The sequence below is a fragment of the Paraplanobispora takensis genome (assembly GCF_016863195.1).
GTDB lineage: Bacteria > Actinomycetota > Actinomycetes > Streptosporangiales > Streptosporangiaceae > Planobispora > Planobispora takensis.
This window is the reverse complement of the sequence record NZ_BOOK01000013.1, coordinates 48158-72776: the sequence shown is the minus strand read 5'-3', so window position 1 is coordinate 72776 and position 24619 is coordinate 48158. Positions and strand designations below refer to the sequence as shown.

Genomic DNA, 24619 nt, shown 5'->3' with positions numbered 1-24619 from the left:
GCGGCGGGGAGGCCGCCGGGCCGGGAGCCGTGTGACCGCAGTCATGCGATCATGACGGCATGGCAGAGGACACGCCGGGGACGGCGAGCACACCGAGCAAGCAGGAGATCTCCGACGCCGTCGGCGACATGGGCTGGCGCTACGTCCTGGGCGCGTTGCGGACGTCCGTGCCGGTGACCTCGCTGCGGCAGGCGGCCGAGGTCGCCGCCCGCGCGGCGCAGGCGGCCGGTGACGACGCCGACGGCAGCCTCTGGCTGGACGTGCGCGCGGACCGGCTGGTGCTCACCCTGCAGTCCCTGGCCGCGGCGACGGTGACGCGGCGGGAGGTGGAGCTCGCCGGTCGCCTCCACGCGGCCGTGCGGGAGCTCGGCCTGCGGACCGACCCGGGGGTCGCGGCCCCGGAGCCGGGCTCGGTCCAGCTTCTCGAGATCGCGATCGACGCGCTCGACATCCCCCGGATCCGCCCTTTCTGGAAGGCGGTCATGGGATACGCCGACGAGGCGGGCGCCGACGGGCCGCAGGACGCGCTCGTCGATCCCGCCCGTCAGGGCCCGGCGATCTGGTTCCAGCAGATGGACGCGCCGCGCCCGCAGCGCAACCGCATCCACCTGGACGTCTCCGTCCCGCACGACGAGGCGCCGCACCGGATCGAGGCCGCGCTGAAGGCCGGCGGCGTGCTGCTCTCCGACACCGCCGCCCCCTCCTTCTGGGTGCTGGCCGACGCCGAGGGCAACGAGGCCTGCGTGACGACCTGGCAGGGCAGGGACTGACCCGGCCGGCACCGGCGCGGGCCGCTCACCGGCTGCCTGCGATCCTGTCCCGGTACCACAGGGCGCTTTGCTTGGGGATGCGGCGCTGGGTGGCGTAGTCGACCCGGACCAGGCCGAACCTGGGGCCGTAGCCGTGGCCCCATTCGAAGTTGTCCATGAACGACCAGGCGAAGTAGCCGCGCACGTCGGCGCCCAGGTCCCGGGCCCGCTCGACCGCGCGGATGTGGGCCGCCAGGAACGCGGTGCGCTCCTCGTCGAGGACGAACCCGTCGTCGCCGGGATCGTCGTCGAAGGCGGCGCCGTTCTCGGTGACCACCATGGGCAGGCCGGGATAGTCGCGCCCGATCCGCAGCAGCAGCTCGGTGCAGCCGTCGGGGGTGATCGGCCAGCCCATGCCGGTGAGCGGCCCGGTGCGCACTTCGCCGGTCGCGGCGAGCGTGGCGTCGAAGTAGTAGTTGACGCCCAGGACGTCGATCGGGGCGGAGACGACGGCCAGGTCGCCGTCGCGGATCGGCAGGACGGCGCCGCGCGCGGCCAGGTCGGCCACGACGTCTTCGGGGTAGCGGCCGTGCACGAGCGGGTCGAGGTACATGCGCACCCCGAGCCCGTCGGCCCGGCGCGCGGCCTCGTGGTCGGCGGGGTCGTCGCCGGCGGGCCTGGCCTGGCCCAGGTTGAGCGTGATGCCGAGGTCGGCGCTCACGCCCGAGGCCCGCATGCCCTGTACGGCCAGCCCGTGGCCGAGCAGGAGATGGTGCACCGCGCGCACGGCCGCGGGGAAGTCCGTGCGGCCGGGCGCGTGGATGCCGTCGGCGTAGCCGTACATGGCCACGCACCAGGGCTCGTTGAGCGTGGTCCAGGTGGGGACGCGGTCGGCGAGCCGGTCGGAGACCAGCACGGCGTACTCGGCGAAGCGGTGGGCGGTGTCCCGGTGCGGCCAGCCGCCCGCGTCCTCCAGCTCCTGCGGCAGGTCCCAGTGGTAGAGCGTCACCCAGGGGTCGATGCCCCGGGCCAGCAGCTCGTCCACCAGCCGGTCGTAGAAGGCGAGACCGCGCGCGTTGACCGGCCCGCGGCCGCGGGGCTGGACCCGCGGCCACGAGATCGAGAAACGGTAGGTGTCGACTCCGAGCTCCGCGAGGAGGGCGACGTCCTCGGGCATGCGACGGTAGTGGTCGCAGGCCGCCTCACCGGTGTCGCCGCCGGCCACGTTCCCGGGCACCCGGCAGAAGGTGTCCCAGATGGACGGGGTGCGGCCGTCGGCGTCGGTGGCGCCCTCGATCTGGTAGGCGGAGGTCGCCACCCCCCAGCGGAAACTCATGCGATGCCTCTCGGGATTCTTGCCGGGACCTCCCGCTAGGGCAGGGTCCACTTCTGGTTGTTCTGGCCGGTGCAGGTCCAGATCTGCAGCGGGGTGCCGTCGGCCGAGCTCTGCCCGGTGGCGTCCAGGCACTTGCCGGTCCGGGGGTTCACCAGATGCCGGGTGGCGGCGTCGTAGCTCCACTGCTGGTTGGCGTTGCCGCTGACGCAGTCCCAGATCTGGACCTTGGTGCCGTCGGCGCTCGCGCCGCCCACGACGTCCATGCACTTGCCGAGCGCCCGGAGGGTGCCGTCGGTGCCGACCGTCCAGGACTGCGCCGTGCCGTTGGCGTCGCAGGTGTAGAGCTGCACCTTCGTGCCGTTGGCGCTGGCGGCCGCGGCGACGTCGACGCACTTTCCGCCCAGCCCCCTGATCTTCCCGGTACGGGTTCCCCCGCCTCCGCCGCCACCGCCGGAGGTGATGGTGAACTCGCCGCGGTTGAGCACGCGCGGGCCGAAGTAGCTGGCCTGCACGCTCGCGTTGGTGTTGTAGGCGGGGTCGGTCAGCCATTCCGCCCAGACCATGAACCAGGTCCAGCGCGGCTGGGCGTCGAGCAGCGCCGGGCTGGGCGCCCGGCCGACCTCGGCCAGCGAGATGGGCTTGCCGCCCGCCACGTTGAGCATCGCCTGGTAGTCGGAGGCGGAGGGCTCCAGTTTGACCCACACGTCGAGCGAGGCCACGTCGACGTAGCCGCTGCCCGGCCAGTAGTCGCCGAGCGCGCCCATGTTCAGGTCCTTGACGTTCCAGACCCAGACCAGGTTGGTCAGGCCCTGGGCGATGAAGTAGTCACGGGTGATCTGGTAGAGCCTGCGGCTGCCGTTCGCGCCGGGCCGGCCGCCCCACCACGACCAGCCGTCGTTCATCTCGTGGACGGGCCGCCACAGCACCGGCACCCCGGCGTTCTGCAGCCGGCGCAGGTACGGCACCGCCTCGGCGAGCCGGTTCTTGAACGCGTTGTTGAGAGCGGTGCCGTTGGTGACGAGCTGGCTCCACTGGGAGTCCGACAGGTGGCTGAGGACGCCGCCGGTGTCCCAGCCGCAGGTGGAGCCGACGGTGGGCGGGCACATGTGCCAGGTCAGGGCGACGACCGAGCCGCCCTGCCACTGCCGGATCGCCTCGTTGACCATCGTCTGCCGGTTGGCGACGTCGGAGGGGGCGAACAGGAAGTCGCCGCCCCACAGGCCGGGCGTCTGGCCGGTGATCTGCTGGGCGACCCGGGTGTACTTCGTCGGGTCGCTGTTGGGTTCGCGGTTGTGCTGGCCCGAGAGGGTGTACCGGCCGGAGATGCCGGTCAGATAGTTGATCAGGTCGGTCCGGGAGGCGGCCGGGAAGGCCTGGGCGGGCGAGGCGAGGCCGGTTACGGAGGCCAGCGCCAGGACCACGGTCAGGGCGAGGCTGCGCCATCTGCGGCGGGATCGGGGGGTGCGCATCGTGATGCTCCTTCGGGGGATTCGCCGGATGCGGGTCGTGCGTCCGAGGGGTGGAGCCCTCCTTTCAGGAGGCGGGGTAGGCGACGATCTGGTCGACGGTGAGCCGGCCGCTGCCGGGCCCGCCGCCGACGTAGATCGACAGCTGTTCGAACCGGGTGAGGTCGAGGGGGCCGCTACCGGCCCAGCTCGGGTGGCGGAACTCGCTGAAGGGGATGCGGACGGTGCCCTCCGGCGCGCTCAGCGTGTGCTCGAAGTAGATCCCGCCGGTGACGAACTGGATCGTGACGTTCGCCGCCGTACCGGTCCGGCTCAGGTCCAGTTCGAGCCCCGCCTGCCCCCACAGGTCCGGCGCCGGCGCGAAGGTGCGGGTGACGCCCGCGTACCCGGCCGATCCGAGGGTGTAGTCGAGCCGCATGGCCTTGCCCGGCACCAGCTCCGGGGTGATCGGGTCTCCGCCGGTGTTGCGGACGTAGGCCCGCGCGAGCTGCGCCGAGTCCTCGAACGCCTCGAAGTCGTCGACGACGGCCGGCTCGTCGGGCAGCGGGCGGGTGCCGAAGGACGCCGTGTCGCCGCCGGTCTCGCCGATCGCGTTCACCGCGGTGACCCGCCAGTGGTAGGTGAGGCCCGGCTCCAGCACGTCCGGGGCGGGGTACTCGGTCCCGGTGATCCCGGTGGCCGAGAGCACGGGGTCGCGCAGGTCGGCGTGCTCGGAGACGACGAGGCGGTAGTAGCCCGCGCCGGCGGCCGGGCTCCAGGAGAACCTCGGCGAGCCCAGCACGTCCTGCGCCCCGGGTGCCGGGGTCAGCGGGCCGAAGGCGCCCGGCGCGGAGGTGACCGGCGCGGGATCGGCCGACCACAGGGTGGCGCGGGTCAGCCCCGTCTCGCCTCTCCACAGGATCCGGACGTGGTCGGCGCCGCCCGCCTCGGCGGTGATCCGGTCGCGGTGGACCTCGTGCCGTACGGTCCGCCAGTCCCGGCCGTTCTCCGAGACCTGCACCCGCGCGTCCGGCCGCCGGCCCTTCCCGCTCACCGTGTCGAACTCCACCCGCCGGATGTCCGGGCGGCTCCAGGAGATCCACGCCTGCGACGGGCCGCTCGGCCGGGCGATCGCCACGCCCTCGCCCGGGGTGATCGTGACGCCGTCGTGGCCGCCGGCCAGGCCGGTCGTCTCCAGCGGGTCGGCCAGGACGGTCTGCGAGGCGGTGACCCGCACCGGGTCGGAGGCCGTGCCCCGGCGCCCGTTCCGGTCGATCGGGACGACCCGGTAGGAGAGGTCGCGGCCGGCCTCGGGGTCGATCCACGGCGTCCGGTTGTCGGTCAGGACGCCGGGATGCGCCGGGCTCCAGCGGCCCCGTACCGAGCGCTCCACCACGTAGCCGCTCGCGCCCGCCGCACCGCGCCAGCGCAGCTCGTTGAGACCGGCGCGCTTGTCCACCTGGGTGATCAGGGGCGGCCCGGGCCGCGACGGGCGGCGCCCGGCCGGGGAGACCTGCTCGGCGAAGGCGATCTGCGCCCGGACCGAGGCGGCCATGCGCGGGTCGTCGCCGGGATAGTGCATGGTGAAGCCGTCGTCGTGCTGGACGAACCCGTTGCGGTCGTGATGGCCGAACAGCGACCACGACAGCATGCCCGCCACGTTCGGGTCGGCGGCCGGCGGGGCGAGGAGGTCGTCGGTCGCCGAGGTCGAGGCGTACTCTCCGGCGACGTAGACCTTGCCCGCGCCCGTCACGGTGGCGGCGTCGGCCTTCACCCGCCCGGCCGTCGGCGGGTAGTAGTGCACGTCCACGATGTCGACGCCGGGGGCGGCGAGCGTGTCGGGGTCGATGTCGAAGCGGCGCCCGGCCGCGATGAGCTGGCGCGGCGCCCACTGCCGGAACCTCTCCGCGTTGGCGTTGATCCATTCGAGCGTCATGCCTTCGAGTTCGTTGCCGAACTCCCAGGCCATGATGGTCGGGTCGGCGTTGTAGGCGCGGCCGGTCAGCGGGTTGATGCGGTGCATGACGTGCCGCACGTACGCCTGGTAGTCGGCGATCACGCGTTCGTCGGTGTAGAAGGCCGCCGACGGCAGGCCGTACGGGTCGGTGAAGTCGCGGTGGCCGCCGTGGTAGTACGACCACTCGTCGGTGAGGGGCAGGATCAGCCGGATGCCGATCGATCCGGCGTAGGCGATCGCGTAGTCGACGGTGGCGAACGCCTTCTCGTTGAAGCCCTCCTCCTTGGAGGGCAGGATCGACAGCTCGTTCCCGGTGGAGGCCAGCATGTGCGAGCGCACTACCGTCATGCCCATGGCCTTGGCGGTGTCGAGCGCGTCGCGGATGCGGAAGAAGGTCGGGTAGCCCACGCCGCCGACGTTCTCGTCCAGGCCGAGCCAGTAGATGTTGGTGCCGGCGAAGCGGAACGGCGTGCCGCCGAGGCTGAGCCGGGTGTCGGAGCGGGTCACGAACTGCGTGTTCTGTGAGCGCGGGCCCGCCTCCGAAGGGGCTTGCGGAGGGCCGGTGGAGGCCGCGTGCGCCGGTGGCGTCAGGGAGACGGCCAGGATCATCGCGACGAGACTCGCCCATTTGGCGGACGGCATGTCGACACCTTCCTTCGGTGGTGCCTCTGGCAGAACCGCTGCGCGCGTGCTGGAGCGCCGAGAAGGCTGAAACGGGGGGTGGAGATCCGACGACAAGGGGACCCCGGGACGGAACGCGGGGTGAACAACCGCTTTACCGGATAAGCAAGCATGAACATAAGACCGGTCTGACAACGATGTCAACGGGAGGGGACGACTCTGTTTTCAAGATCAGTTTAGTTAACCGCTGCGAACTTCGCAAAAATCGACTGAACCGCTATAGACACGTTCAGGGCGAGTCGCTACCTTGAGCGGGCATCTCGGGGGGATTCATCTGATTGCTGCCCTCGACGTGTTCGATCTGTCGGCGCCGTGGACCAAGGAGCAGCGGTTGACGAAGCAAAGTGTGTGGCTGGAGGCGGGATGGACGCTCCGGCAGACGGGCGGCCCCGCCCCCGCCGATCTCCCCGGGCTGCGTGAGCGGGCCGTGCCCGCCCGGGTGCCCGGATGCGTCCACGTGGATCTGCTGGCGGCCGGGCTGATCCCCGATCCGTACCGGGGGCTCAACGAGATCGACGTGGCCTGGGTCGGCCGGGCCGACTGGCGCTACGACACCGTCGTGCGGTCCGTCCCCTCCGGATTCGAGCGCACCGACCTGGTGTTCGACGGCCTCGACACCGTCGCGCGCGTCCGCCTCGACGGGGTGGAGCTGGGCACGACCCGCAACATGCACCGGTCCTACCGGTTCGACGTGACGGAGACCGTGCGCGAGGGGGCGCCGCTGTCGGTCGCCTTCACCTCCGCCTACACCGAGGCCGAGGGGCTGCGCGAGGTGCTGGGGGCGCGGCCGAACTCCTATCCGGAACCGTTCAACTACATCAGGAAGATGGCCTCCAGCTTCGGATGGGACTGGGGCCCCACCCTCGTGACCGCGGGCATCTGGCGGCCGGTCCGGCTGGAGAGCTGGAGCACCGCCCGGCTGGCCGCGGTCCGGCCGCTGGTCACCGTCGCCGGCGGCGACGGCAGGATCGAGGCGCACGCCGAGATCGAGCGCACGCGGACCGGCGCGGACCGCGAGCTGCTCCTGACGGTCGAGGCGGCCGGGCGGACGGTACGCCAGGCCGTCCCCGCGGGGGCGGCCTCGGCCGTGGCCGTCCTGGAGGTCCCGCGGCCGGACCTGTGGTGGCCGCGCGGCTACGGCGACCAGGCGCTGTACGGCTGCCGCGTCGTCCTGTCCGACGCCGGGACCGGTGACGTCCTGGACCGGTGGGAGCGCCGGATCGGGTTCAGGAGCGTGGAGCTGGACCAGTCGGGTGACGAGCACGGCACCGCGTTCACTCTGCGCATCAACGGTCGGCCGGTCTTCGCGCGCGGCGTCAACTGGATCCCCGACGACGCCCTGCCCGTCCGGGTGACCCCCGAGCGCTACCGGCACCGGCTGCGGCAGGCCGCCGAGGCGGGTGTCAACCTGGTCCGCGTGTGGGGCGGCGGCATCTACGAGGACCACGCCTTCTACGACGTGTGCGACGAGCTGGGCCTGCTGGTCTGGCAGGACTTCCTGTTCGCCTGCGCGGCCTACCCCGAGGAGCAGCCGCTGCGCGGCGAGGTGGAGGCCGAGGCCCGGGAGAACGTCACGCGGCTCAGCCCGCACGCCAGCCTGGTGCTGTGGAACGGCAACAACGAGAACCTGTGGGGCTTTCGCGACTGGGGCTGGGAGAGCTCGCTCGCCGGAGACAGCTGGGGCGAGGGGTACTATCTCGGGCTGCTGCCCAGGATCGTCGCCGAGCTGGACCCCACCCGCCCCTACAGCGCGGGCAGCCCCTGGTCGGGCTCCTGGGAGCACCACCCCAACGATCCCGCGCACGGACCCTCGCACTTCTGGGAGGTGTGGAACCGGCGTGACTACACCGACTATCTGAACGACGTGCCGCGCTTCGCCGCCGAGTTCGGCTGGCAGGCCCCGCCCGCCCACGCCACCCTGCGCGAGTCGCTCGGGGAGGAGCAGCTCGACGCCGCCTCACCGGGCATGCTGCACCACCAGAAGGCCCAGGACGGCAACGGCAAGCTCGACCGCGGCCTGGCCCGCCACTTCGCCGCCCCCGCCGCCTTCGACGACTGGCACTTCCTCACCCAGGTCAACCAGGCCCGCGCGGTCGCGACCGGGATCGCCCACTGGCGCTCCCACTGGCCGGTGTGCGCGGGAACGGTCGTGTGGCAGCTCAACGACTGCTGGCCGGTCACCTCCTGGGCGGCGATCGACGGCGCGGCCCGGCCCAAACCGCTCTATCACGAGCTGCGCCGGCTGTACGCCGACCGGCTGCTCACCTTCCAGAGCAGGGACGGCGCCCGCGTGCTCGCCGTCGACAACCAGTCCCCCGACCCCTGGGAGGGGACCGCGGTGGTGCGCAGGATGCTCGCGGACGGGACGTGCCTGGCGCAGGAGCGGCTGCCGTACTCCGTGCCGCCGCGTTCGGTCGCGGTGCTGCCCCTGCCCGCCGGGGTCGCCGGGATCGGGGACGCGCCGGGCGAGCTGCTGGTCGCCGACGCCGACGGCCTGCGCGACCTGGTCCTCGGCTGCGAGGACCGGGACTTCGCCTACCCGCGCGCCGAGCTGGAGGTCCGCGTGGACCCGGCCGAGGGCGGCGTCGGCGTGACGGTCACCGCGCACTCCTTCGTCCGCGACCTGCTGCTGCAGGCCGACCGGCTCGACCCCGGGGCGGTCGCCGACCGCGGGCTGGTCACCCTGCTGCCCGGGGAGACGGTTACGATCATGGTGAAGGGTCTCGACCCCTCGGCGGCCGGCGCCGGTTCGGTACAGTCGGCGTTGTTCAGCGTCAACACGGCGCAGGCCGTGGCGGAAGGGGTCCCACGACCATGAGTTCTCGCGCCCACCCCGGCGGCAAGGTGACCATCGCCGAGGTGGCGCAGCGCGCCGGTGTGTCCAAGGGCTCGGTCTCCCTGGCGATGAACGACAAGCCGGGCGTGTCGGCCGCCACGCGCGAGAAGATCCTCAGGGTCGCCAAGGAGCTCGGCTGGCTGCCCAACCAGGCCGCCCGGTCCCTGTCGTCGGCCTCGACCCAGGTGAACAACATCGGGCTGGTCATCGCGCGACCGGCCCGCATGCTCGGGCTCGAACCGTTCTACATGGAGTTCATCTCCGGGATCGAGAGCGTGCTGGCCGAGCGGTCGCACTCGCTGCTGCTGCGGCTGGTGCGGGACGTGGAGGAGGAGATCGAGGTCCACGACGGCTGGGGCCGCAGCAAGCAGATCAGCGGCTCCATCGTGGTGGACTTCACCGTCGACGACCCCCGGGTCCCGGCGCTGCGCGCCTCCCGGCTGCCGGTGGTCGCCGTCGGCCACCCCGATCTCACCGGCGGCCTGCCGTCGGTGTGGACCGACGACGGCGCCGCGATCACCGAGGCGGTGCACTATCTGGCCGCGCTCGGGCACCGGCGGCTGGCGCGCGTGGGCGGTCCGCCCTCCCTCGGGCACAGCGCGATCAGGACCGAGGCCTTCGTCAAGGCGGTCGCCGGCCTGAACCTGGAGCCGGCCAGGATCGTGCCCACCGACTTCTCCGGGGAGCAGGGGGCCCGCGCCACCCGGGCCCTGCTCGCCTCCGCCCAGCGGCCCACGGCGATCCTGTACGACAACGACATCATGGCCGTCGCGGGCCTTTCGGTGGCCACCGAGATGGGCGTGGCGGTCCCCACCGAGCTGTCCCTCCTGGCCTGGGACGACTCCCAGCTGTGCCGGCTCACGCATCCGCCGCTGTCGGCGATGAGCCATGACGTCTTCGTCTTCGGGGCGGAGGTCGCGCGGCTGCTCATGGGCATCATCGACCACGGCGAGGCGGAGGCCGGTCACGCGGCCCCGACGCCGGTGCTCGTCCCGCGCGGGACCACCGCCCGGCTGCGCTGAGCCGTACCGCCACCCGGCTCCGCCGAGCCGTACCGTCACCCGTCGCGCCGTACCGCCGCCCGCCGGGCCGTATCGCCTGACTGCGCCGGGTCTCCGAGCTCCCATGCCGGAGACCCGGCTCCGGCATGCCCGGACCCGCTCATGACACTCACGTCTCAGTTTCTCTAAACCGTTCTAGTTCAAGTTTCCGCAGGTAGAAGCAGATATGATCTACCGAAAGAGCTGAACTCCTTGTAACGGTTACGTATCGCCAGCACTTCGTCCCTTTTTCCACTAAAAAACCCATGCCACTGTTCACCGCAACTGAAGCACCGGAGCAGTCGGCTCCGGTGGGCGACGGCCCCGTCCGGGGCCGTGCTCGGATGGGAGAATGAGATGCGCAGAGGTGTGCTGACCGGTCTGGCGCTCGCTACGGCCGCGGTCCTGGCCTCCGCCTGTGGCGGCAGCGGGGGGAACGCGGCGCCGGCGACCGCGTCCGGAGACCCCGCGAAGGTCTCCGGGAACATCACCGTGCTGACCAACCGCACCGACCTGGTCAACGACGGCACGATGAAGAAGTACGCCGACGACTTCACCAAGGTCTACCCGAACGTGCGCGTCACCTTCGAGGCGATCACCGACTACGAGGGCGAAGTCAAGATCCGGATGAACAGCGAGAACTACGGTGACGTGCTGCTCATCCCCAACGCGATCCCCAAGGGCGACTACCCCAAGTTCTTCGCCCCCCTCGGTTCCTCGGCCGAGCTGTCGAAGAAGTACAAGTTCACCCAGGCCGGCACGGTCAACGACCAGGTCTACGGGATCGTCTCCTTCACCCCCGCCCAGGGATTCGTCTACAACAAGGAGCTGTGGGAGGGCGCCGGTGTGACGGAGTGGCCCAAGACGCCCGAGGAGTTCCTGACCGCGCTGAAGAGCGTCAAGGACAAGACCGGCGCGACGCCCCTGTACACCAACTACAAGGACGGCTGGCCGCTGAGCACCTGGACCAACGCCCTGGGGTCGGTCACCTGTGACGTGAAGGCCGAGAAGGCGATGATCACCGAGGACCCGTGGGCTCCGGGCAAGGACCTCAACGTCATCGACTCGCTGCTGTTCAACGCCGTGCACGACAAGCTCACCGAGAAGGACCCGACCACCACCAACTGGGAGGAGTCCAAGAACGCCATCGCCACCGGCAAGATCGGCGCGATGTGGCTGGGGTCCTGGGCGGTCCCGCAGATGCAGGCGGCCGCCACCAAGGCCGGCAAGAGCCCCGAGACGATCGGGTTCATGCCCTTCCCCGCCCAGGCGAACGGCAAGTTCTGCACGGTGCTGGCCCCCGACTACCAGTACGCCGTCAACACCCACTCGCAGAACAAGGCCGCCGCGCGGGCCTGGGTCGACTGGTTCGTCGACAAGTCCGGTTTCTCCGCCCTCAACCAGGGCGTCTCCAGCCTCAAGACCGACCCGCTGCCCTCGGCGATCAAGCCGCTCGGCGACGCGGGCGTCGAGCTCATCGAGATGGAGACCGACCAGCGGGTCCAGGTCGACGCCATCGACAAGGAGTCGGAGGTCGGGATCAAGGCGCCCGAGTACCGCCAGCGCCTCATCGACGTCGCCCGCGGCGCCGCCAAGGGTGATCTGAACAGCGTGCTCGCCGAGCTGTCCGGCAAGTGGAAGGCCGGCCAGGAGTCCGCCGGCTGACGGCCGCACGGCGTGGTGCCGGGCGGCGGAGACCGCTGCCCGGCACCACGCTCCGGCGAGCCGAGCACCGCGCTCCGGCCGACAGAGCCGATCACCCCGGCCGATCACCCCGACAGAAGAAAGGCAGAGATGACACCGACCTCGTCATCCCTGAGGCGCGTCCCCGCGGGCGCGGCGACGCCGCAGGACACGCCGCAGGCGCGGCGTTCCAGGAGGAAGGGGTCCTCCCGCGGCCGGCAGGCCCTCACCCCCTGGCTGTTCCTCCTGGTGCCGCTGGCCTTCCTCGTGACGTTCTCCTACGTCCCGATCATCAACATGATCGTCTACAGCTTCACCGACTGGGACGGCGTCAGCCCCGACTACGCCTTCACCGGCGTCGAGAACTACGTCGAGATCTTCACCCGGCCGGAGCTGTTCAAGGTCTTCGTCGCCAGCCTGTACTACCTCGCCGCGGCGGGCCTGCAGATCGCGCTGGCGCTGTACTTCGCCACGGTGCTGAGCTTCAACACCCGCTTCCGCAACCTGTTCAAGGGCATCCTGTTCTTCCCCTACCTGATCAACGGGGTGGCCATCGGGTTCGTCTTCCTCTACTTCTTCCAGGAGGGCGGGACGTTCGACACGGTGCTCGGCCTGCTGGGCGTCGGCGGCGAGCACCTGTGGCTCGGTGACCCCGACCTGGTCAACTTCTCCCTCGCCGGGGTCTCGGTGTGGCGCTTCCTCGGTCTCAACTTCGTGCTGTTCCTCGGCGGGATCCAGTCGATCGCGCCGGAGCTGTACGAGGCCGCGGAGCTCGACGGGGCCGGCCGGTGGCAGCAGTTCCGCTTCATCATCGTGCCCAGCCTGCGGCCGCTGATCGGCCTGACCGCGATCCTGGCGATCTCCGGCTGCCTGTCGGTCTTCGAGATCCCCTACATCATGACCGGCGGCGCCGGGGCCAGCGAGACGTTCGTGATCCAGACCGTCAAGCTCGCCTTCCGGTTCAACAAGACCGGGCTCGCCTCGGCCGCCGCGGTGGTGCTTCTGATCATCATCCTGCTGGTGACCTGGCTGCAGCGCCGGCTCGTCCCGGAAGAGAGGGCTGTCGCGTGACGAGTCTTCCCGCAAGTCCCGCAAGAGGGGGCGGCCCGATGCCGGCCGGTCCCGGAGGAGTCCGGGGGGCCGGCGGAAAGGGCCGGCGGGCCAGGCCCGTCGCCCGCGCCGGGTGGCCGGCCCGCCTGGCGACCGTCCTGAAGTATCTGTCCCTGGTCGCGGCGAGCGTGGTCGTCCTGCTGCCGCTCGGCGTGGTGCTGCTCACCTCGCTGAAGACCTCCGACGAGCTGGCGCGCGGCGGCGGCCCGCTGTCCATGCCCGACGACTGGCTGAACTTCGCCAACTACGTCACCGCCTTCGAGAAGGGGCAGATGGCCGAGGCGGCGTTCAACACCTTCGTCATCCTGATCGTGTCGATCACCGGGACCGTGTTCATCGGATCGGCGGCCGCCTACGCCATCGACCGCTTCTCCTTCCGGTTCAAGAAGCTCGTCGTGGCCATGTTCCTGTTCGCCACGCTCGTGCCGAGCATCACCACCCAGGTGACGACCTTCCAGGTGGTCAACCAGCTGGGGCTGTTCAACACGCGCCTGGCGCCGATCATGTTGTATCTCGGCACCGACATCGTGGCGATCTACATCTTCCTGCAGTTCATCAGGAGCATCCCGGTCTCCGTCGACGAGGCGGCCCGGATGGACGGCGCCTCCGCCCTCACCGTCTACTGGAAGATCATCCTGCCGCTGCTCAAGCCGGCGATCGCCACGGTCGTCATCGTCAAGGGCATCGCGGTGTACAACGACTTCTACATCCCCTTCCTCTACATGCCCGACCAGAACCTCGGCACCGTCTCGACCTCGCTGTTCCGCTTCAAGGGACCCTTCGGCGCCCACTGGGAGAACATCTCCGCGGGCACCATCCTGGTGATCGTCCCGACGCTGGCGATCTTCCTTATGCTGCAGCGCTTCATCTACAACGGCCTGACCCAGGGCGCCGCCAAATGAGGCGCCGCGCACCGCGACCGGCGCGAGCCGTACGGACGGAGGGGTCATGACGCTTCTGGCCCTCGACATCGGCGGCACCAAGTTCGCGGCCGCCCACCTCGACGCCGACGGCACGCTGCTGAGACGCGCCGAGCGTCCCATCGGGCCGTCGCCGTCCGGCACGCTGGCCGCGCTCGTCGCGGACTTCCACGACCCCGGGCTGACCGCGATCGGGATCGGGACCGCGGGCCCCGTCGACGTCCGCGCGGAGACGGTCTCTCCGGTCAACATCCCGCAGTGGCGGGACTTCCCGCTGGCCGGCGCCGTCCGGCGGCTCGTCCCCGGCGTCGAGGTGGTCCTCGCCGGGGACGGGCAGTGCATGGCGCTGGGCGAATGGTGGCGCGGCGGCCACGGCGTGGACTCCCTGCTGGGAATCGTGGTCTCCACCGGCGTGGGCGGCGGCCTGATCCTCGGCGGACGTCCGGTCCTGGGCGGTACGGGCAACGCCGGGCACATCGGTCACGTGATCGTCGACCGCGACGGCGAGCCGTGCCCGTGCGGCGCGCGGGGCTGCCTGGAGACCCTCGCCAGCGGCCCCGCCATGGTGCGATGGGCGCTGGCCAATGGCTGGACCCCCGCCGGGGACCTCGCCGTCACCGCCGACAACGCGGCCGTCCAGGGACCGGTCACCGCCCGGGGCCCGGTCACCGCCAAGGACCTGGCCGACGCCGCGCGGGCCGGGGACGCGATCCCCCTGGCCGCGTTCGAGCGGGCGGCCGACGCCCTGGCCGTCGCCGTCCTCAACACCGCCGCCGTCGTCGACCTGCACGACGTCGTCATCGGCGGAGGCGTCGCGGCGGCCGGCGGGCTCCTCATCGATCCCCTGCGGGAGCACCTGGCCAAGCACGCCGGCATGGATTTCCTGCGTCACATCACCGTCTCGCCGACCGCCCTGAGCCGGGACGCGGGCCTGTACGGCGCCGCCGCGCTGGCCCTGCTCGCCACCGGTGTCACACCGCGTCCCACCGCCCGGGGCCCTGCGCCGGACCCGTCCTGATCACGCGGGCGCCTGCCGTGCGCCGGAAGTCAGGCGTTGACGGCGCCGATGCGCTCCAGCCAGTGCCGGCAGTAGACGCAGGCGCCGCGGCCCTTCCAGCCCTGGCTGCCCTCCTTTTCTCCGACACGGTGATTCCCCGGACCCGCTCGGCCGCGTCCTTCGCGGTCTGGTCGCCGACGTAGGCGTCCCAGGCGCCGCTGTCACCGCCGCGCTGTCCGCAGAGCCGAGTGTCCGCAGAGCCGAGTGTCCGCAGAACTGAGCCGTCGCGGGCGTCAGCCACCGATGGCGGACATCGGGCGGGACGGCTGCAGGAAGGTGGGGTCGTCGATGCCGTGACCGGCCTTCTTCACGCGTACCGCCGCCAGCCAGCGCTCGGCGAGCTCGTCGTCGGAGGCGCCGGAGCGCATCGCCGCCCGCAGGTCGGACTCGTCGGTGGCGAACAGGCAGTTGCGGATCTGACCGTCGGCGGTGAGCCGTACCCGGTCGCAGGCGCCGCAGAACGGCCGGGTGACCGAGCCGATCACCCCGACCCGGGCCGGGCCGCCGTCGACGAGGAAGAGCTCCGCGGGGGCGCTGCCGCGCTCCTGCGGGTCGGCGTCGGTCAGGTCGAAGGACTCCTTCAGCATCACGAGGATCTCGTCGGCCGTGATCATGTTCTCCCGGCGCCAGCCGTGCTGGGCGTCCAGCGGCATCTGCTCGATGAAGCGCAGCTCGTATCCCCGGTCCAGGCAGTAGCGCAGCAGCGGGACGGCCTCGTGGTCGTTGATCCCCCGCATGAGCACCGCGTTGACCTTGACCGGGCGCAGGCCGGCGGCCTCGGCGGCGGCCAGGCCCTCCAGGACGTCGGCCAGGCGGTCGCGGTGGGCGAGCTTCTTGAAGGTCTCGCGGTCGAGGGTGTCGAGGGAGACGTTGACGCGGTGCAGGCCCGCCTCGGCCAGCGGGACGGCCAGGCGCGACAGGCCGATGCCGTTGGTGGTCAGGGAGACCTGGGGGGTGGGCGTGAGCGCGACCGTGCGGGCCACGATGTCGACCAGTTCCCGGCGGAGCAGCGGCTCTCCGCCGGTGTAGCGGACCTCGGTGATGCCCAGGCGCTCGACGCCGATGGTCACGAGCCTGACGATCTCCTCGGCCGTCAGCAGCTCGGGCTTGGGCAGCCAGTCGAGGCCTTCGGGAGGCATGCAGTACGAGCAGCGCAGATTGCACCGATCGGTGAGGGAGACCCGAAGATCGGTCGCCACCCGCCCGAAGGAGTCCTGCAACACGGGCGTCCCCTCCATCCATCCTGACCCGAACAGGGGGCCAGCCTAAGGCCCGCCCCCATCCGGCCCCAAGACCACCCAGCCCCTGTGGCTGACAACACCGGTGCCGGGCGGATGATTCCTCCGGGAAGGGAGATCCCCGGCGGGATCTCCCCCACCGCTCAGAGCCCGTGCTCGGACAGGAACTTCTCGATCAGTTCCTGCCACTCGGCGGGCCGCTCGGCCATCACCACGTGCCCCGAGTCCAGCTCGGCGTAGCGCGCCCCCGGGATGTGCTCCGCCAGGTAGCGGGAGTTGACCGGGTCGACCAGGATGTCACGGGTCGGCGCGACGACCAGCGTCGGCACCGTGATCCCGGCCAGGTCCTCCCGGGTGTCGGCGGCCCGGCCCAGGGCCGCCTGCTCGATCACCCCGAGCGGCAGCCCGGCCGGTCCCAGGTCCAGCAGCTGGGCGAGCAGCTCGGCGGGCAGCCCGTTGAGGAACTCGACGCTGAAGCCGTTCACCGCGCGGATCCTGGCGAAGCCCTCGGCGTCGCCGCTCCTCAGCAGGTGCTCCCAGAGCCCCAGCGACAGCTCGATCTGGTTGTCGGCCTTGGCGAAGCCCGCCGCCAGCACGAGCCCCCGCACCCGTTCCGGGTGGCGGGCGGCGGCCCGCACGGCGACGGTGGTCCCCAGGGAGAACCCGATCACGGTGAAGGTCTCCACCCCGGCGCCGACCGCGGAGGCCACCAGCGCGTCGGCCAGCTCGTCCAGGGTGAGGCCCCCGGCCGCCCGGGGGGTGGCGCCCGACCCCGGGTAGTCGGGGCCGACGACGGTGTGGCCCTCGGCCAGAACCGGCACCAGCGTGCCGTAGTTGTCGGCGATGCTGCCGCTCGCCCCGTGCGCGAGCAGGATGCCGGGGCCGGATCCGACGACGGTCGTGGAAAGTTCGGGAAATCCAGGAATCTGTGTCATGCCGAAGAGGTTGGGGTCTCACATCGGTGTGAAGGTCAAGTCCTTTGGGGGAAAGCGATGTGGATCGGTGAGCTGTCCCGGCGGACCGGTGTGAGCACCCGCCTGCTCAGGTACTACGAGGAGCAGGGTCTGCTCCATGCGGAACGGGACGGCAACGGTTACCGCCGCTATCGCCCCGAAGCCGTCGAGCGGGTCGGGCGCATCCGCGAGCTGCTGGCCGCGGGCCTGCCCACGGAGACGATCCGCGGCTTCCTGCCGTGCGCCGAGAACGGACCCGGGCCGTCCGGCTGCGCCGGCTATATCGACATGCTGGACTCCCACCGCTCGCGCCTCGCCCGGGACATCGCCGAACTGCAGCGCCGTCACGAGGCTCTGAGCGCCTACACTTCCGCCCTGCGGCCGGAGTGAACGGGGCTCGCCTGCGGATATCCCATGCCGATTTCCGGCCGTATCCGAATGCGGATCGGCGGAAAAGGAAAATCGAAGCGGGCCACCGTACGGTGGCTACAATCCAATCATGAAGGCCGCAGTCCGCAGCAGATATGGCCCGCCGGAAGTGGTCGGCGTCTCGGAGGCGGAGAAACCGGCGATCAAGGATGACGAACTGCTCGTCAAGGTCTACGCGACGACGGTCAATCGCACGGACTGCGCGCTGCGGGCGGCCAAGCCCTTCTTCTGGAGGCTTTCCACCGGGCTCGTCCGGCCGAAGGCGAGGATCATCGGAACCGAGTTCGCCGGAGAGATCGAGGCGGTGGGCTCCGGAGTCACGTCCTTCGGGGTCGGCGACAGGGTGTTCGGATACAACGACCGCGGGTTCGGGGCCCACGCCCAGTACATGGCGATCCACCGGGACGGCATGCTCGCGGCCATGCCGGCGGGCCTGACCTACGAGGAGGCCGCCCCCGCCACCGAGGGCGCGCAGTACGCCCTCGCGATGATCAGGACGGCGAAGGTCCGCAGCGGGCAGGACGTCCTCGTCTACGGCGCGACCGGGGCCATCGGCTCAGCGGCGGTCCAGCTCCTGAAGAGCCTGGGTGCCGTGGTGACCGCGGTCTGCGGCGCCAAGGACGTCGAACTGGTCGCGGGCCTGGGCGCCGACCGGGTCGTCGACTACACGGCCCGGGACTTCACGAAGGACGAGCAGGAGTACGACGTCGTCATCGACGCGGTCGGCAAGAGCACCTTCGGCCGGTGCAGACGGCTGCTGAGACCGCGTGGGATCTATGTCTCGTCCGAACTGGGCCCCCTGGCACAGAATCTTTTCCTGGTTCTCCTCACCCCGGTTCTCCGCGGCAGGAGGGTCGTCTTCCCGTTTCCGCGGAACGGCCCGGCGATGGCGCGACACTTCAAGGAGCTGATCGAGTCCGGCCGGTTCACGCCGGTCATCGACCGGCGTTATCCGCTGGAGGAGATAGTCGAGGCTCACCGGTATGTCGAGACCGGGCAGAAGACGGGAAACGTCGTGATCGTCGTCGACCACTCGGAATAGCCGCTCGGGATAGGCCGCCAGGAAAGGACCGCCCGGGACAGGCCGCTCGGAATGGCCTCGATGAGGACCCGGGGCGGGGCCGCGAATGGCATCCTGTGCGGACGACGACCAGAGGAGATCATCATGACCGTCCACCCTCCCGCGCCCCGGCGCACCCCGCTCAGCGCGGACGAGAAGGCCCGGGGCGAGGCGAACTTCTCCCCGCTCGTCGCCGAGACGCTGGTCGCCAAGGGGCGCTTCAGGGTCACCGCCGAGACCCCGGAGATGGTGGAGCTGTTCCAGGCGGTCGCCCGCCGGGTGGGTGACATGCTCCAGCGGCCCGTGGTCAGCTACGCCAACGGCAGGGACATCGTGATCACCTTCGGCCACGAGGGGAGCCCCGGTCTCACCCACTGAAATCCTCTGAAATCGGGCCTTATGGGGTCATGGTGGCTGACATACTGACCCCGCCCGAAACAGTGATCAAGGGACCGATTCAATGCGCACACCCATGAAGTCAGCCCTCGCCGCACTCTGCCTCTTGGCCGCATCGACCGTGTTCGCGCCCTCCGCCTCCGCCGAGACCCGTCACACGTGCCGGCCGGACTACTGGACCGGCAAGTGCGCCAGCGGCTACACCCCGGCCAGGACCGACCTGCACCGGGTCTGGATCGGCCTCGACACCACCTCCATCGCCACCTGGGAGGTCTGGGACCGCGAGACCGGAGTGCGGGTCGGCCGCGGCGAGGTGGGCCCCGACAAGAGCTTCCGCACCGGGATCTACGGCCTCTACGGCAAGAAGTACCAGCTGACCATCAAGGCGGACTGGGGAACGTACGGGTTCATCTGCGACTGCTGAGCGGGCCTTCACCGGTGCGGCGGGGCCCGTCCGGCGGCCGGATCCTCATGCGGGTCGGAGACCCCGTGATCGGGCCGCCGGACGGGCGCTAGAAGCCGATCAGCTCCGGTGGCCCGGTGACGGAACGCAGAATGCCGGGCACTGCGGTGCGCAGTCCGGCGATCGTCTCAGGCGGCAGGTCGAGGTGGATCTCGAAGACGGTCTCGGTCTCCAGCAGGTCGGCCGCCTCGCGGGTCAGCCCCAGTCTGAGCACGGCACCGTCCAGCGTGACCGAGCGCACGCCCCCGCCGGTGCCGAGGATGCCGTGGCGGGCCACCCAGTAGGCTTCCCCGTAGCCGCCCATCGCGAAGTGCTCGTCTCCGGCCTCACCGGCCTGTTCCGTCAGATAGAGCGTGTGCCGCCCGCGCCTCCCGTCCTGGTCGAACCCGCGGGCGGTCATGGCCGTGGCCGGGACGTAGGCCAGTTCCCCTGTGATCGGCAGCGGGTGCCGCAGCAGATGGTCACCCAGGCGCTCGGTGAGGTGGCTGCCCCACCGGTCATAGCGCTCGCCGTACGCGACGGGCAGCTCGATGGGGACGGCGGTCGGCAGGGCGGCCAGCAGCCAGCCGGGCGGCTCCCGGCGGGGGAAGGCGGTCAGCTCCGCCAGCGCCGCCGCCGGCGGCACGTCCTCGAACGGCGGCGCGGACGAGTCGACCCGGCCGGTGTAGCCTCTGCCGCCGGGCGCGAACTCCAGCTCGCAGGTGAACCAGGTGCCGGCGCCCGCCTGGTAGGACAGCTCGCGCAGGCGCCGGAACGGCTCGTCCATGCCCGCCACATCCGCTGCGGCGATCTCGTGGCCGTCACGGATGACGGTGGTCCGCGCGTACGCCCCGATCCGGTCATGGCGTACGGCCAGCCGCGACCAGCCCGGCGCGGCGGCGGCACGGGCGAGGTCGCCGACCTCCATCCGCCTGCCGTGGCCCTCGTCGTTGCGGGAGTGCCAGTTCCTGTTCCGCCTGTTCCGCTTGGACTTCATGATCATCCCTCCCGGACGGCGCCGACGGTGCCGGCCATGTCGGCCATGTCGCCCGTTCCGTCTGTGCCGTCAGTTCCAGGCGTGCCGTCAGCTCCGCCTGCGCCGCCCGTCCCGCCGCCGCCGGTGAGCAGGTCGTGCAGGCGGCGGACCTCGCGGAGCAGCCCGCTGCTCCCCCTGCGGGCGGCCATGTCACGCACCACGGGGATCTCACCGCGCGCACCGCACCACTCGGCGGTCACGGCGGCGAGCGCGACGAACCCGGCCAGGCCGTTGCGCGGGCGCTCACCCGGCGCGGGCAACAGCACGGGCAGCGCCGCGGCGGCGATCCGCCACAAGTGCGCGTGCGCTCCCCGCCTGGCCGCGGCGTCGAGCGCGGCGATCATGTCGATCATCCTGACCTCGCCGCCGGCCACCAGGAGCCCGCTCTGGCGGCCGATCTCGTCGGCGGGCAGTTCGTCCCGCGCGGCGACCTCCAGCAGCACGTCCACCGACTCCGGCATGTTCGGATCGCCCAGGACACGGGCGAGCACCACCGCGAACGCCGCGCCGGCCGGCCCTTCGGCCCTGGCCAGCTCCCGGGCCTGTCCCGGCCCTACAAGGGTTTCGTCCCAGAAGCGCCTGAGCACGTGAGGCATGAGGTAGGCGGCGGTGACCTCGCGATGCGAGGGCAGCATCGAGGACCACCAGTCGCGGTGGTGGACCTCGCCCCAGTGCCGGGGAACGCCGAGCAGCAGGTCGACCAGCGGCAGGCCGGTGGGCGCGACGGTGACCGCCGGCACCAGGCTCACGCTGTGGTGGTGATCCCGGCTGTGCCAGTCGTGATCACCGCCCTTGTCACCGCCCTGGTCCCCGCACCTCCACTCCAGCTCGATCGCGGCCTCCGGGCAGGTCCACGCGGCGAGCATCCGGCCCGCCGGGGACGTCAGCCGGGCCGCCCGCTCGGCCGCCTCGGGATCCGGGGTGCGCGGCAGGCGCAGCAGCGCCTGCTGGAGGTCGGCGGCCAGCGGTTTCGCCCCGGCCGCCTCGATGACCTCCAGCCGCCGGACCAGCTCGGCCGCCGCCACGTGCCCCGTGTCGTGCGTGGGCGTGGCCAGCAGCAGCGGCGGCAGGGTGTCCTCCTCGACGGCCCGCAGGATCTCGGCCGCGCGGTGCAGGAGGAAGAGATGCGGGGCGGTCCGGGTCGTCGTCGGCATGAAGCGCCGCCAGGCCTCCTCGGCGGGCGCGGTCGTGGTCAGGGCGTGCACGGCGCCCCAGAACCACTCGGCGATCCTCTCCCATGCCTCCTGGCGGTATCGTCCGTCGGTCCACGGATGCTTCAGCATCTCCGACAGCCGGGGACGCAGCACCGCCGCCACACCCGCCCGGTCACGGCCGGCGAGCGTGACGAACCCGGCCAGCAACCGCTCCCACGACTGCCAGGAGCGCGCGCCCTCCACCGTCGACCGGCTGAGCTCCTCGACGGACTCGATGGGGGGCTCGACGCGGCGGGCGCGTTCGGGCGCGGCGGGCAGCGGCGGCGGGACGAACGCGGGCTCGGCCTCGGCCACCGTGCCGCCCGCGAACGCCGCGGCGGCCCGGTGGCCCAGCCGGGACGGGAGCAGCTCGATCGCCTCCCGTACGGCGGCGCGCCCCTCCTCGCCCATGCCGGACGCATGGGCGACGGCCAGTTCGACGGCCTTCTCCTGCAGCTCGAAGGAGTCGGCGGTGAACGCGCGGGCCAGCGGTACGGCGGCCGCGTCGGCGAGCGCGGGCGCACGCCGTACGGAACGGTCGAGCCACGACAGGCCGGCACGCACCAGTTTGCGCTCGGAACGGAACAGCAGCGCCTCCCATGCCTCGGCGAGCTCGTCGGCGCTGAGCCCCTCGCAGGCACGCAGGCACCTCGCGGCCGGCTCGGCCACCGGGCCGGGAGAGGCGGCCAGCAGGCTCAGATAGTCGCGGGCCCGGGGGGCCGTCTCCGCGGGCGAGGGGTCCAGCTCCTCGTGCAGCCGGACGAAGAACCGCAGGTCGAGGGCCGTACCGCCGAGCAGGAAGCGGCGCACGCAGCCGTCGATCAGTGCCTCGCGCCTCACCCGGCCCTCGTCGGCCAGATCCAGCAGCGCGCCCAGCCAGCCCCCGTCCGGATCCCTCTCCCACTGGAGCACCCGCCCCACGCCCTCGGCCTCGAACAGGCGGGGCAGCAGGTGGTCGAGGAGCGGGTCGGAGCCGAGACGCGACGGGTCCCGGCCCGCCCAGCCGGCCACCAGGGGGTCGTGCGGCGGCGGCTCGACGCCGGTCTCGCGCAGCAGGGCCAGGGCGAGCGCCATGCCGCGATCGTCGAAGGCGCGCATCCGCAGCACCAGACGCTCGGCGAGGTCGGCGCGCCAGCCGGCGGGCCGGTCGGCGAGCACGGCCAGGACGAGGTCCACGTCGTTGTCCGGGCCGGCCCACTGCGGCGCGAACTCACGCCGGTACAGCCAGGACGCCACGGCCGCCGCGCCGCCGAAGACCGCGGCACCCGCCACCCGCAGCACGGCCGCGTAGCCGACCAGGCCGTCGTCCCACCGTTCGAACCGGCCTCGCAGCTCCTTCAACAGCTCCGGCAGCCGGGCCGCGGCCTCCCTGCGGGCCTCGTCGTCCAGACCCTTGACCTGCTCGGCGAGCCGGTCGGCGTGCCGTTTCTCGATGAGATTCCTGATCTCGTCCCAGTGATCCACAGCGGGGACGTTAACCACCCGTGCCGACATTTCCGCCCGGGGCGGACGCTCAGACGCCGAGTTCGTCGCACAGGTCGCCGTAGCGGTCCAGGTGATCAGGATTGCTCCGGAACGTACCGAGACCGATCACGTCGAACTCGTCCGCCGCGCCGGACGCCCGCACACCGAGCGCGGCGAGCGCCTCGTTGATCGACGCCTCATCGGTCGTCAGCCGTCTCTCCCCGGCGAACGCCGCGGCCCACTGGTCTCCGACGCCGCCGAAGTACTCCGTCTGGATGATCGCGAACAGCGGCTCGTCCGTACCGGTCACCTCGCGGACGAGGTCGTACAGCACCGCCTCCGCCGGGAAGACGCCGGTGCGGCAGCGAGCGGGCAGGTCGAGCGACGCCTCGTTGCCGCGCGTCGCGGCCCAGTAGGCCGAGAAGTAGTGATCGACGGGGAACACGCCGATGCCCTCGTGGAGGAGCACGGCGTGCAGGCCCACCGCGCGGGCCCGCTCGGCGTCCACCTCTCCGGCGATGACGAGGGCGCAGATCCGGTGGGGCATGCCCGCACCCTACCGGCGGACGCAGGGGGGCCGGATCGGGTTCCCCTCCCTTGTGCGTCTTTTGGCGGGTAGCGGAATGGTGCGTTCCGCTGGAGCGTCCTGGTCCCTGAACGCAGACCGAACACCAACCCGAGGAAAGAACGATGTCTATCCGTAAGAACCTGGCCCGCCTGGCGCTGCTGGCCGCCGCCTCCACCGCGGGCGCGGGCCTGCTGGCCACCCCGAGCCAGGCCGCCGTCAACTCCGCCGTCGAGATCAGGGTGGAGAGCGGCAGGACCGTGCTCGTCTACACCGGCTCCGACAACGCCAACCAGCTGCGGCTGAGCAAGGAGGCCGGTGGTGTGGTGGTGGTCGACGACTCGGTGACCCTGACCCCCGGCGCCGGCTGTACCACGTTCGTCGACTCGACCCAGGCGCGCTGCAGCGCGGTCACCGAGATCCGCTTCAACCTGGGGGGCGGCAACGACCGCGCCACCGTCCAGCGCACCTTCAACGGCGAGATCCGCGGCGGCTCCGGCGACGACACCTTCGCGCTCAGTTACGCCGACTCCGGCCTCAGCACGCTCCGGGTGATCGGCGACGCCGGTGCCCGGGACCACGCGGACTACCGGGGCATGAGCGAGGCGGTCGACGTGACCCTGGGCCTCGGCGCCGACGACGGACGTCCCGCCAAGAACGACGCGGACTTCGTACAGGTGGAGGACGTGACCGGCACCAGCTTCAGCGACACGCTGATCGGCGACCTCGCGGCGAACCAGATCAAGGGGCTCGGCGCCCGCGACACCATGCGGGGCGGCGCCGCCAACGACAAGATCTTCGCCAACGACGGGAACACCGAGACCCAGATCGACTGCGACGGCGGGCTCGGCGCTCCCGGCACCGCCGACACCATCGTCGTCGACGACCGCGCGCTGGACAGCAGGATCAACTGCGAGCTGACCGAACGCGCCGGTGTCGAGTGACTCTTGGCTGAGGGATTCTGACAGAACCGCACACGTACCACGCCTGCGCCGCAGCGACGGAACCTCCGCCGCTGCGGCGCAGGCG

Annotated in this window: 20 protein-coding genes; 12 read left to right on the top strand and 8 right to left on the bottom strand. The window is 71.6% G+C overall.

Going from position 1 to position 24619, the window contains the following annotated elements:
- Nucleotides 1-59: 59 nt before the first annotated feature.
- Nucleotides 60-770 (top strand): VOC family protein, encoded by a 711-nt coding sequence (locus Pta02_RS09835; protein ID WP_203874412.1) that lies wholly within the window; start codon nucleotides 60-62, stop codon nucleotides 768-770.
- A gap of 25 nt (nucleotides 771-795) precedes the next feature.
- Here Pta02_RS09835 and Pta02_RS09830 read toward each other — a convergent pair whose 3' ends face one another.
- The 3 genes from Pta02_RS09830 to Pta02_RS09820 all read right to left on the bottom strand — a co-directional run bounded on the left by Pta02_RS09830 (nucleotide 796) and on the right by Pta02_RS09820 (nucleotide 6129).
- Entirely contained in the window at nucleotides 796-2085 is a 1290-nt protein-coding gene (locus tag Pta02_RS09830) for a GH1 family beta-glucosidase (protein ID WP_203874411.1), read from the bottom strand.
- A 35-nt stretch (nucleotides 2086-2120) separates the two neighbouring features.
- Complete coding sequence (locus Pta02_RS09825; protein WP_203874410.1) at nucleotides 2121-3554, bottom strand: glycosyl hydrolase; 1434 nt, start codon at nucleotides 3552-3554, stop codon at nucleotides 2121-2123.
- A 64-nt stretch (nucleotides 3555-3618) separates the two neighbouring features.
- Nucleotides 3619-6129: a cellulase family glycosylhydrolase gene (locus Pta02_RS09820; protein ID WP_203874409.1), complete on the bottom strand. Its 2511-nt coding sequence runs from the start codon at nucleotides 6127-6129 to the stop codon at nucleotides 3619-3621.
- Between the two features lie 370 nt (nucleotides 6130-6499).
- On the opposite strand from Pta02_RS09820, the gene Pta02_RS09815 reads away from it, so the two are divergent.
- The 6 genes from Pta02_RS09815 to Pta02_RS09790 all read left to right on the top strand — a co-directional run bounded on the left by Pta02_RS09815 (nucleotide 6500) and on the right by Pta02_RS09790 (nucleotide 14775).
- The gene (locus Pta02_RS09815) at nucleotides 6500-8986 is read left to right on the top strand and encodes a glycoside hydrolase family 2 protein (protein ID WP_239130053.1); all 2487 of its coding nucleotides are present in this window, start codon (nucleotides 6500-6502) and stop codon (nucleotides 8984-8986) included.
- Nucleotides 8983-10026, top strand: coding sequence for a LacI family DNA-binding transcriptional regulator (locus Pta02_RS09810; protein WP_203874408.1), 1044 nt, complete (start codon nucleotides 8983-8985; stop codon nucleotides 10024-10026). Before Pta02_RS09815 ends, Pta02_RS09810 begins: the two co-directional genes overlap by 4 nt.
- Before the next feature lie 375 nt (nucleotides 10027-10401).
- Nucleotides 10402-11709: an ABC transporter substrate-binding protein gene (locus Pta02_RS09805; RefSeq protein ID WP_203874407.1), complete on the top strand. Its 1308-nt coding sequence runs from the start codon at nucleotides 10402-10404 to the stop codon at nucleotides 11707-11709.
- Nucleotides 11710-11838: 129 nt separating this feature from the next.
- Complete coding sequence (locus Pta02_RS09800; protein ID WP_203874406.1) at nucleotides 11839-12798, top strand: carbohydrate ABC transporter permease; 960 nt, start codon at nucleotides 11839-11841, stop codon at nucleotides 12796-12798.
- 38 nt (nucleotides 12799-12836) lie between these two features.
- The gene (locus tag Pta02_RS09795) at nucleotides 12837-13739 is read left to right on the top strand and encodes a carbohydrate ABC transporter permease (RefSeq protein WP_203874405.1); all 903 of its coding nucleotides are present in this window, start codon (nucleotides 12837-12839) and stop codon (nucleotides 13737-13739) included.
- A gap of 46 nt (nucleotides 13740-13785) precedes the next feature.
- The gene (locus Pta02_RS09790) at nucleotides 13786-14775 is read left to right on the top strand and encodes an ROK family protein (RefSeq protein ID WP_203874404.1); all 990 of its coding nucleotides are present in this window, start codon (nucleotides 13786-13788) and stop codon (nucleotides 14773-14775) included.
- A 272-nt stretch (nucleotides 14776-15047) separates the two neighbouring features.
- On the opposite strand, the gene moaA is transcribed toward Pta02_RS09790, so the two are convergent.
- Together moaA and Pta02_RS09780 are read right to left on the bottom strand one after the other, a co-directional pair.
- Nucleotides 15048-16037 (bottom strand): GTP 3',8-cyclase MoaA, encoded by a 990-nt coding sequence (moaA, locus tag Pta02_RS09785; protein WP_203874403.1) that lies wholly within the window; start codon nucleotides 16035-16037, stop codon nucleotides 15048-15050.
- A 158-nt stretch (nucleotides 16038-16195) separates the two neighbouring features.
- Nucleotides 16196-16987 (bottom strand): alpha/beta fold hydrolase, encoded by a 792-nt coding sequence (locus tag Pta02_RS09780; RefSeq protein ID WP_203874402.1) that lies wholly within the window; start codon nucleotides 16985-16987, stop codon nucleotides 16196-16198.
- A 57-nt stretch (nucleotides 16988-17044) separates the two neighbouring features.
- On the opposite strand from Pta02_RS09780, the gene Pta02_RS09775 reads away from it, so the two are divergent.
- From Pta02_RS09775 to Pta02_RS09760, 4 genes are all read left to right on the top strand, one after another.
- Nucleotides 17045-17395, top strand: coding sequence for a MerR family transcriptional regulator (locus Pta02_RS09775; RefSeq protein ID WP_203874401.1), 351 nt, complete (start codon nucleotides 17045-17047; stop codon nucleotides 17393-17395).
- A 109-nt stretch (nucleotides 17396-17504) separates the two neighbouring features.
- Nucleotides 17505-18476: an NAD(P)-dependent alcohol dehydrogenase gene (locus Pta02_RS09770; RefSeq protein ID WP_203874400.1), complete on the top strand. Its 972-nt coding sequence runs from the start codon at nucleotides 17505-17507 to the stop codon at nucleotides 18474-18476.
- 123 nt (nucleotides 18477-18599) lie between these two features.
- On the top strand, nucleotides 18600-18872 hold the full coding sequence (locus Pta02_RS09765) for a hypothetical protein (protein WP_203874399.1): 273 nt from the start codon (nucleotides 18600-18602) through the stop codon (nucleotides 18870-18872).
- Nucleotides 18873-18996: 124 nt separating this feature from the next.
- Nucleotides 18997-19314: a hypothetical protein gene (locus Pta02_RS09760; protein ID WP_203874398.1), complete on the top strand. Its 318-nt coding sequence runs from the start codon at nucleotides 18997-18999 to the stop codon at nucleotides 19312-19314.
- Nucleotides 19315-19402: 88 nt separating this feature from the next.
- Here the strand turns inward: Pta02_RS09760 and Pta02_RS09755 are convergent, their stop codons facing one another.
- Genes Pta02_RS09755 through Pta02_RS09745 form a run of 3 tightly spaced genes read right to left on the bottom strand, consistent with a single transcriptional unit; the run spans nucleotide 19403 to nucleotide 23572 of the window.
- Entirely contained in the window at nucleotides 19403-20329 is a 927-nt protein-coding gene (locus Pta02_RS09755) for an Imm10 family immunity protein (RefSeq protein WP_203874397.1), read from the bottom strand.
- 2 nt (nucleotides 20330-20331) lie between these two features.
- Nucleotides 20332-23025 (bottom strand): DUF7824 domain-containing protein, encoded by a 2694-nt coding sequence (locus Pta02_RS09750; RefSeq protein WP_203874396.1) that lies wholly within the window; start codon nucleotides 23023-23025, stop codon nucleotides 20332-20334.
- Between the two features lie 49 nt (nucleotides 23026-23074).
- Nucleotides 23075-23572, bottom strand: coding sequence for a hypothetical protein (locus tag Pta02_RS09745; RefSeq protein ID WP_203874395.1), 498 nt, complete (start codon nucleotides 23570-23572; stop codon nucleotides 23075-23077).
- Between the two features lie 143 nt (nucleotides 23573-23715).
- On the opposite strand from Pta02_RS09745, the gene Pta02_RS09740 reads away from it, so the two are divergent.
- Complete coding sequence (locus Pta02_RS09740; protein ID WP_203874394.1) at nucleotides 23716-24534, top strand: hypothetical protein; 819 nt, start codon at nucleotides 23716-23718, stop codon at nucleotides 24532-24534.
- Nucleotides 24535-24619: the final 85 nt, after the last annotated feature.

Excerpts from the sequence above, each read along its gene's own strand:
- Pta02_RS09790 (WP_203874404.1), top strand. The coding sequence starts at position 13,786 with ATGACGCTTCTGGCCCTCGACATCGGCGGCACCAAGTTCGCGGCCGCC.
- Pta02_RS09800 (WP_203874406.1), top strand. The coding sequence starts at position 11,839 with ATGACACCGACCTCGTCATCCCTGAGGCGCGTCCCCGCGGGCGCGGCG.
- Pta02_RS09775 (WP_203874401.1), top strand. The coding sequence starts at position 17,045 with ATGTGGATCGGTGAGCTGTCCCGGCGGACCGGTGTGAGCACCCGCCTG.
- Pta02_RS09765 (WP_203874399.1), top strand. The coding sequence starts at position 18,600 with ATGACCGTCCACCCTCCCGCGCCCCGGCGCACCCCGCTCAGCGCGGAC.
- Pta02_RS09835 (WP_203874412.1), top strand. The coding sequence starts at position 60 with ATGGCAGAGGACACGCCGGGGACGGCGAGCACACCGAGCAAGCAGGAG.
- Pta02_RS09805 (WP_203874407.1), top strand. The coding sequence starts at position 10,402 with ATGCGCAGAGGTGTGCTGACCGGTCTGGCGCTCGCTACGGCCGCGGTC.
- Pta02_RS09795 (WP_203874405.1), top strand. The coding sequence starts at position 12,837 with ATGCCGGCCGGTCCCGGAGGAGTCCGGGGGGCCGGCGGAAAGGGCCGG.
- Pta02_RS09770 (WP_203874400.1), top strand. The coding sequence starts at position 17,505 with ATGAAGGCCGCAGTCCGCAGCAGATATGGCCCGCCGGAAGTGGTCGGC.
- Pta02_RS09810 (WP_203874408.1), top strand. The coding sequence starts at position 8,983 with ATGAGTTCTCGCGCCCACCCCGGCGGCAAGGTGACCATCGCCGAGGTG.
- Pta02_RS09740 (WP_203874394.1), top strand. The coding sequence starts at position 23,716 with ATGTCTATCCGTAAGAACCTGGCCCGCCTGGCGCTGCTGGCCGCCGCC.
- Pta02_RS09825 (WP_203874410.1), bottom strand. The coding sequence starts at position 3,554 with ATGCGCACCCCCCGATCCCGCCGCAGATGGCGCAGCCTCGCCCTGACC.
- Pta02_RS09755 (WP_203874397.1), bottom strand. The coding sequence starts at position 20,329 with ATGAAGTCCAAGCGGAACAGGCGGAACAGGAACTGGCACTCCCGCAAC.
- Pta02_RS09830 (WP_203874411.1), bottom strand. The coding sequence starts at position 2,085 with ATGAGTTTCCGCTGGGGGGTGGCGACCTCCGCCTACCAGATCGAGGGC.
- Pta02_RS09745 (WP_203874395.1), bottom strand. The coding sequence starts at position 23,572 with ATGCCCCACCGGATCTGCGCCCTCGTCATCGCCGGAGAGGTGGACGCC.
- Pta02_RS09820 (WP_203874409.1), bottom strand. The coding sequence starts at position 6,129 with ATGCCGTCCGCCAAATGGGCGAGTCTCGTCGCGATGATCCTGGCCGTC.
- Pta02_RS09780 (WP_203874402.1), bottom strand. The coding sequence starts at position 16,987 with ATGACACAGATTCCTGGATTTCCCGAACTTTCCACGACCGTCGTCGGA.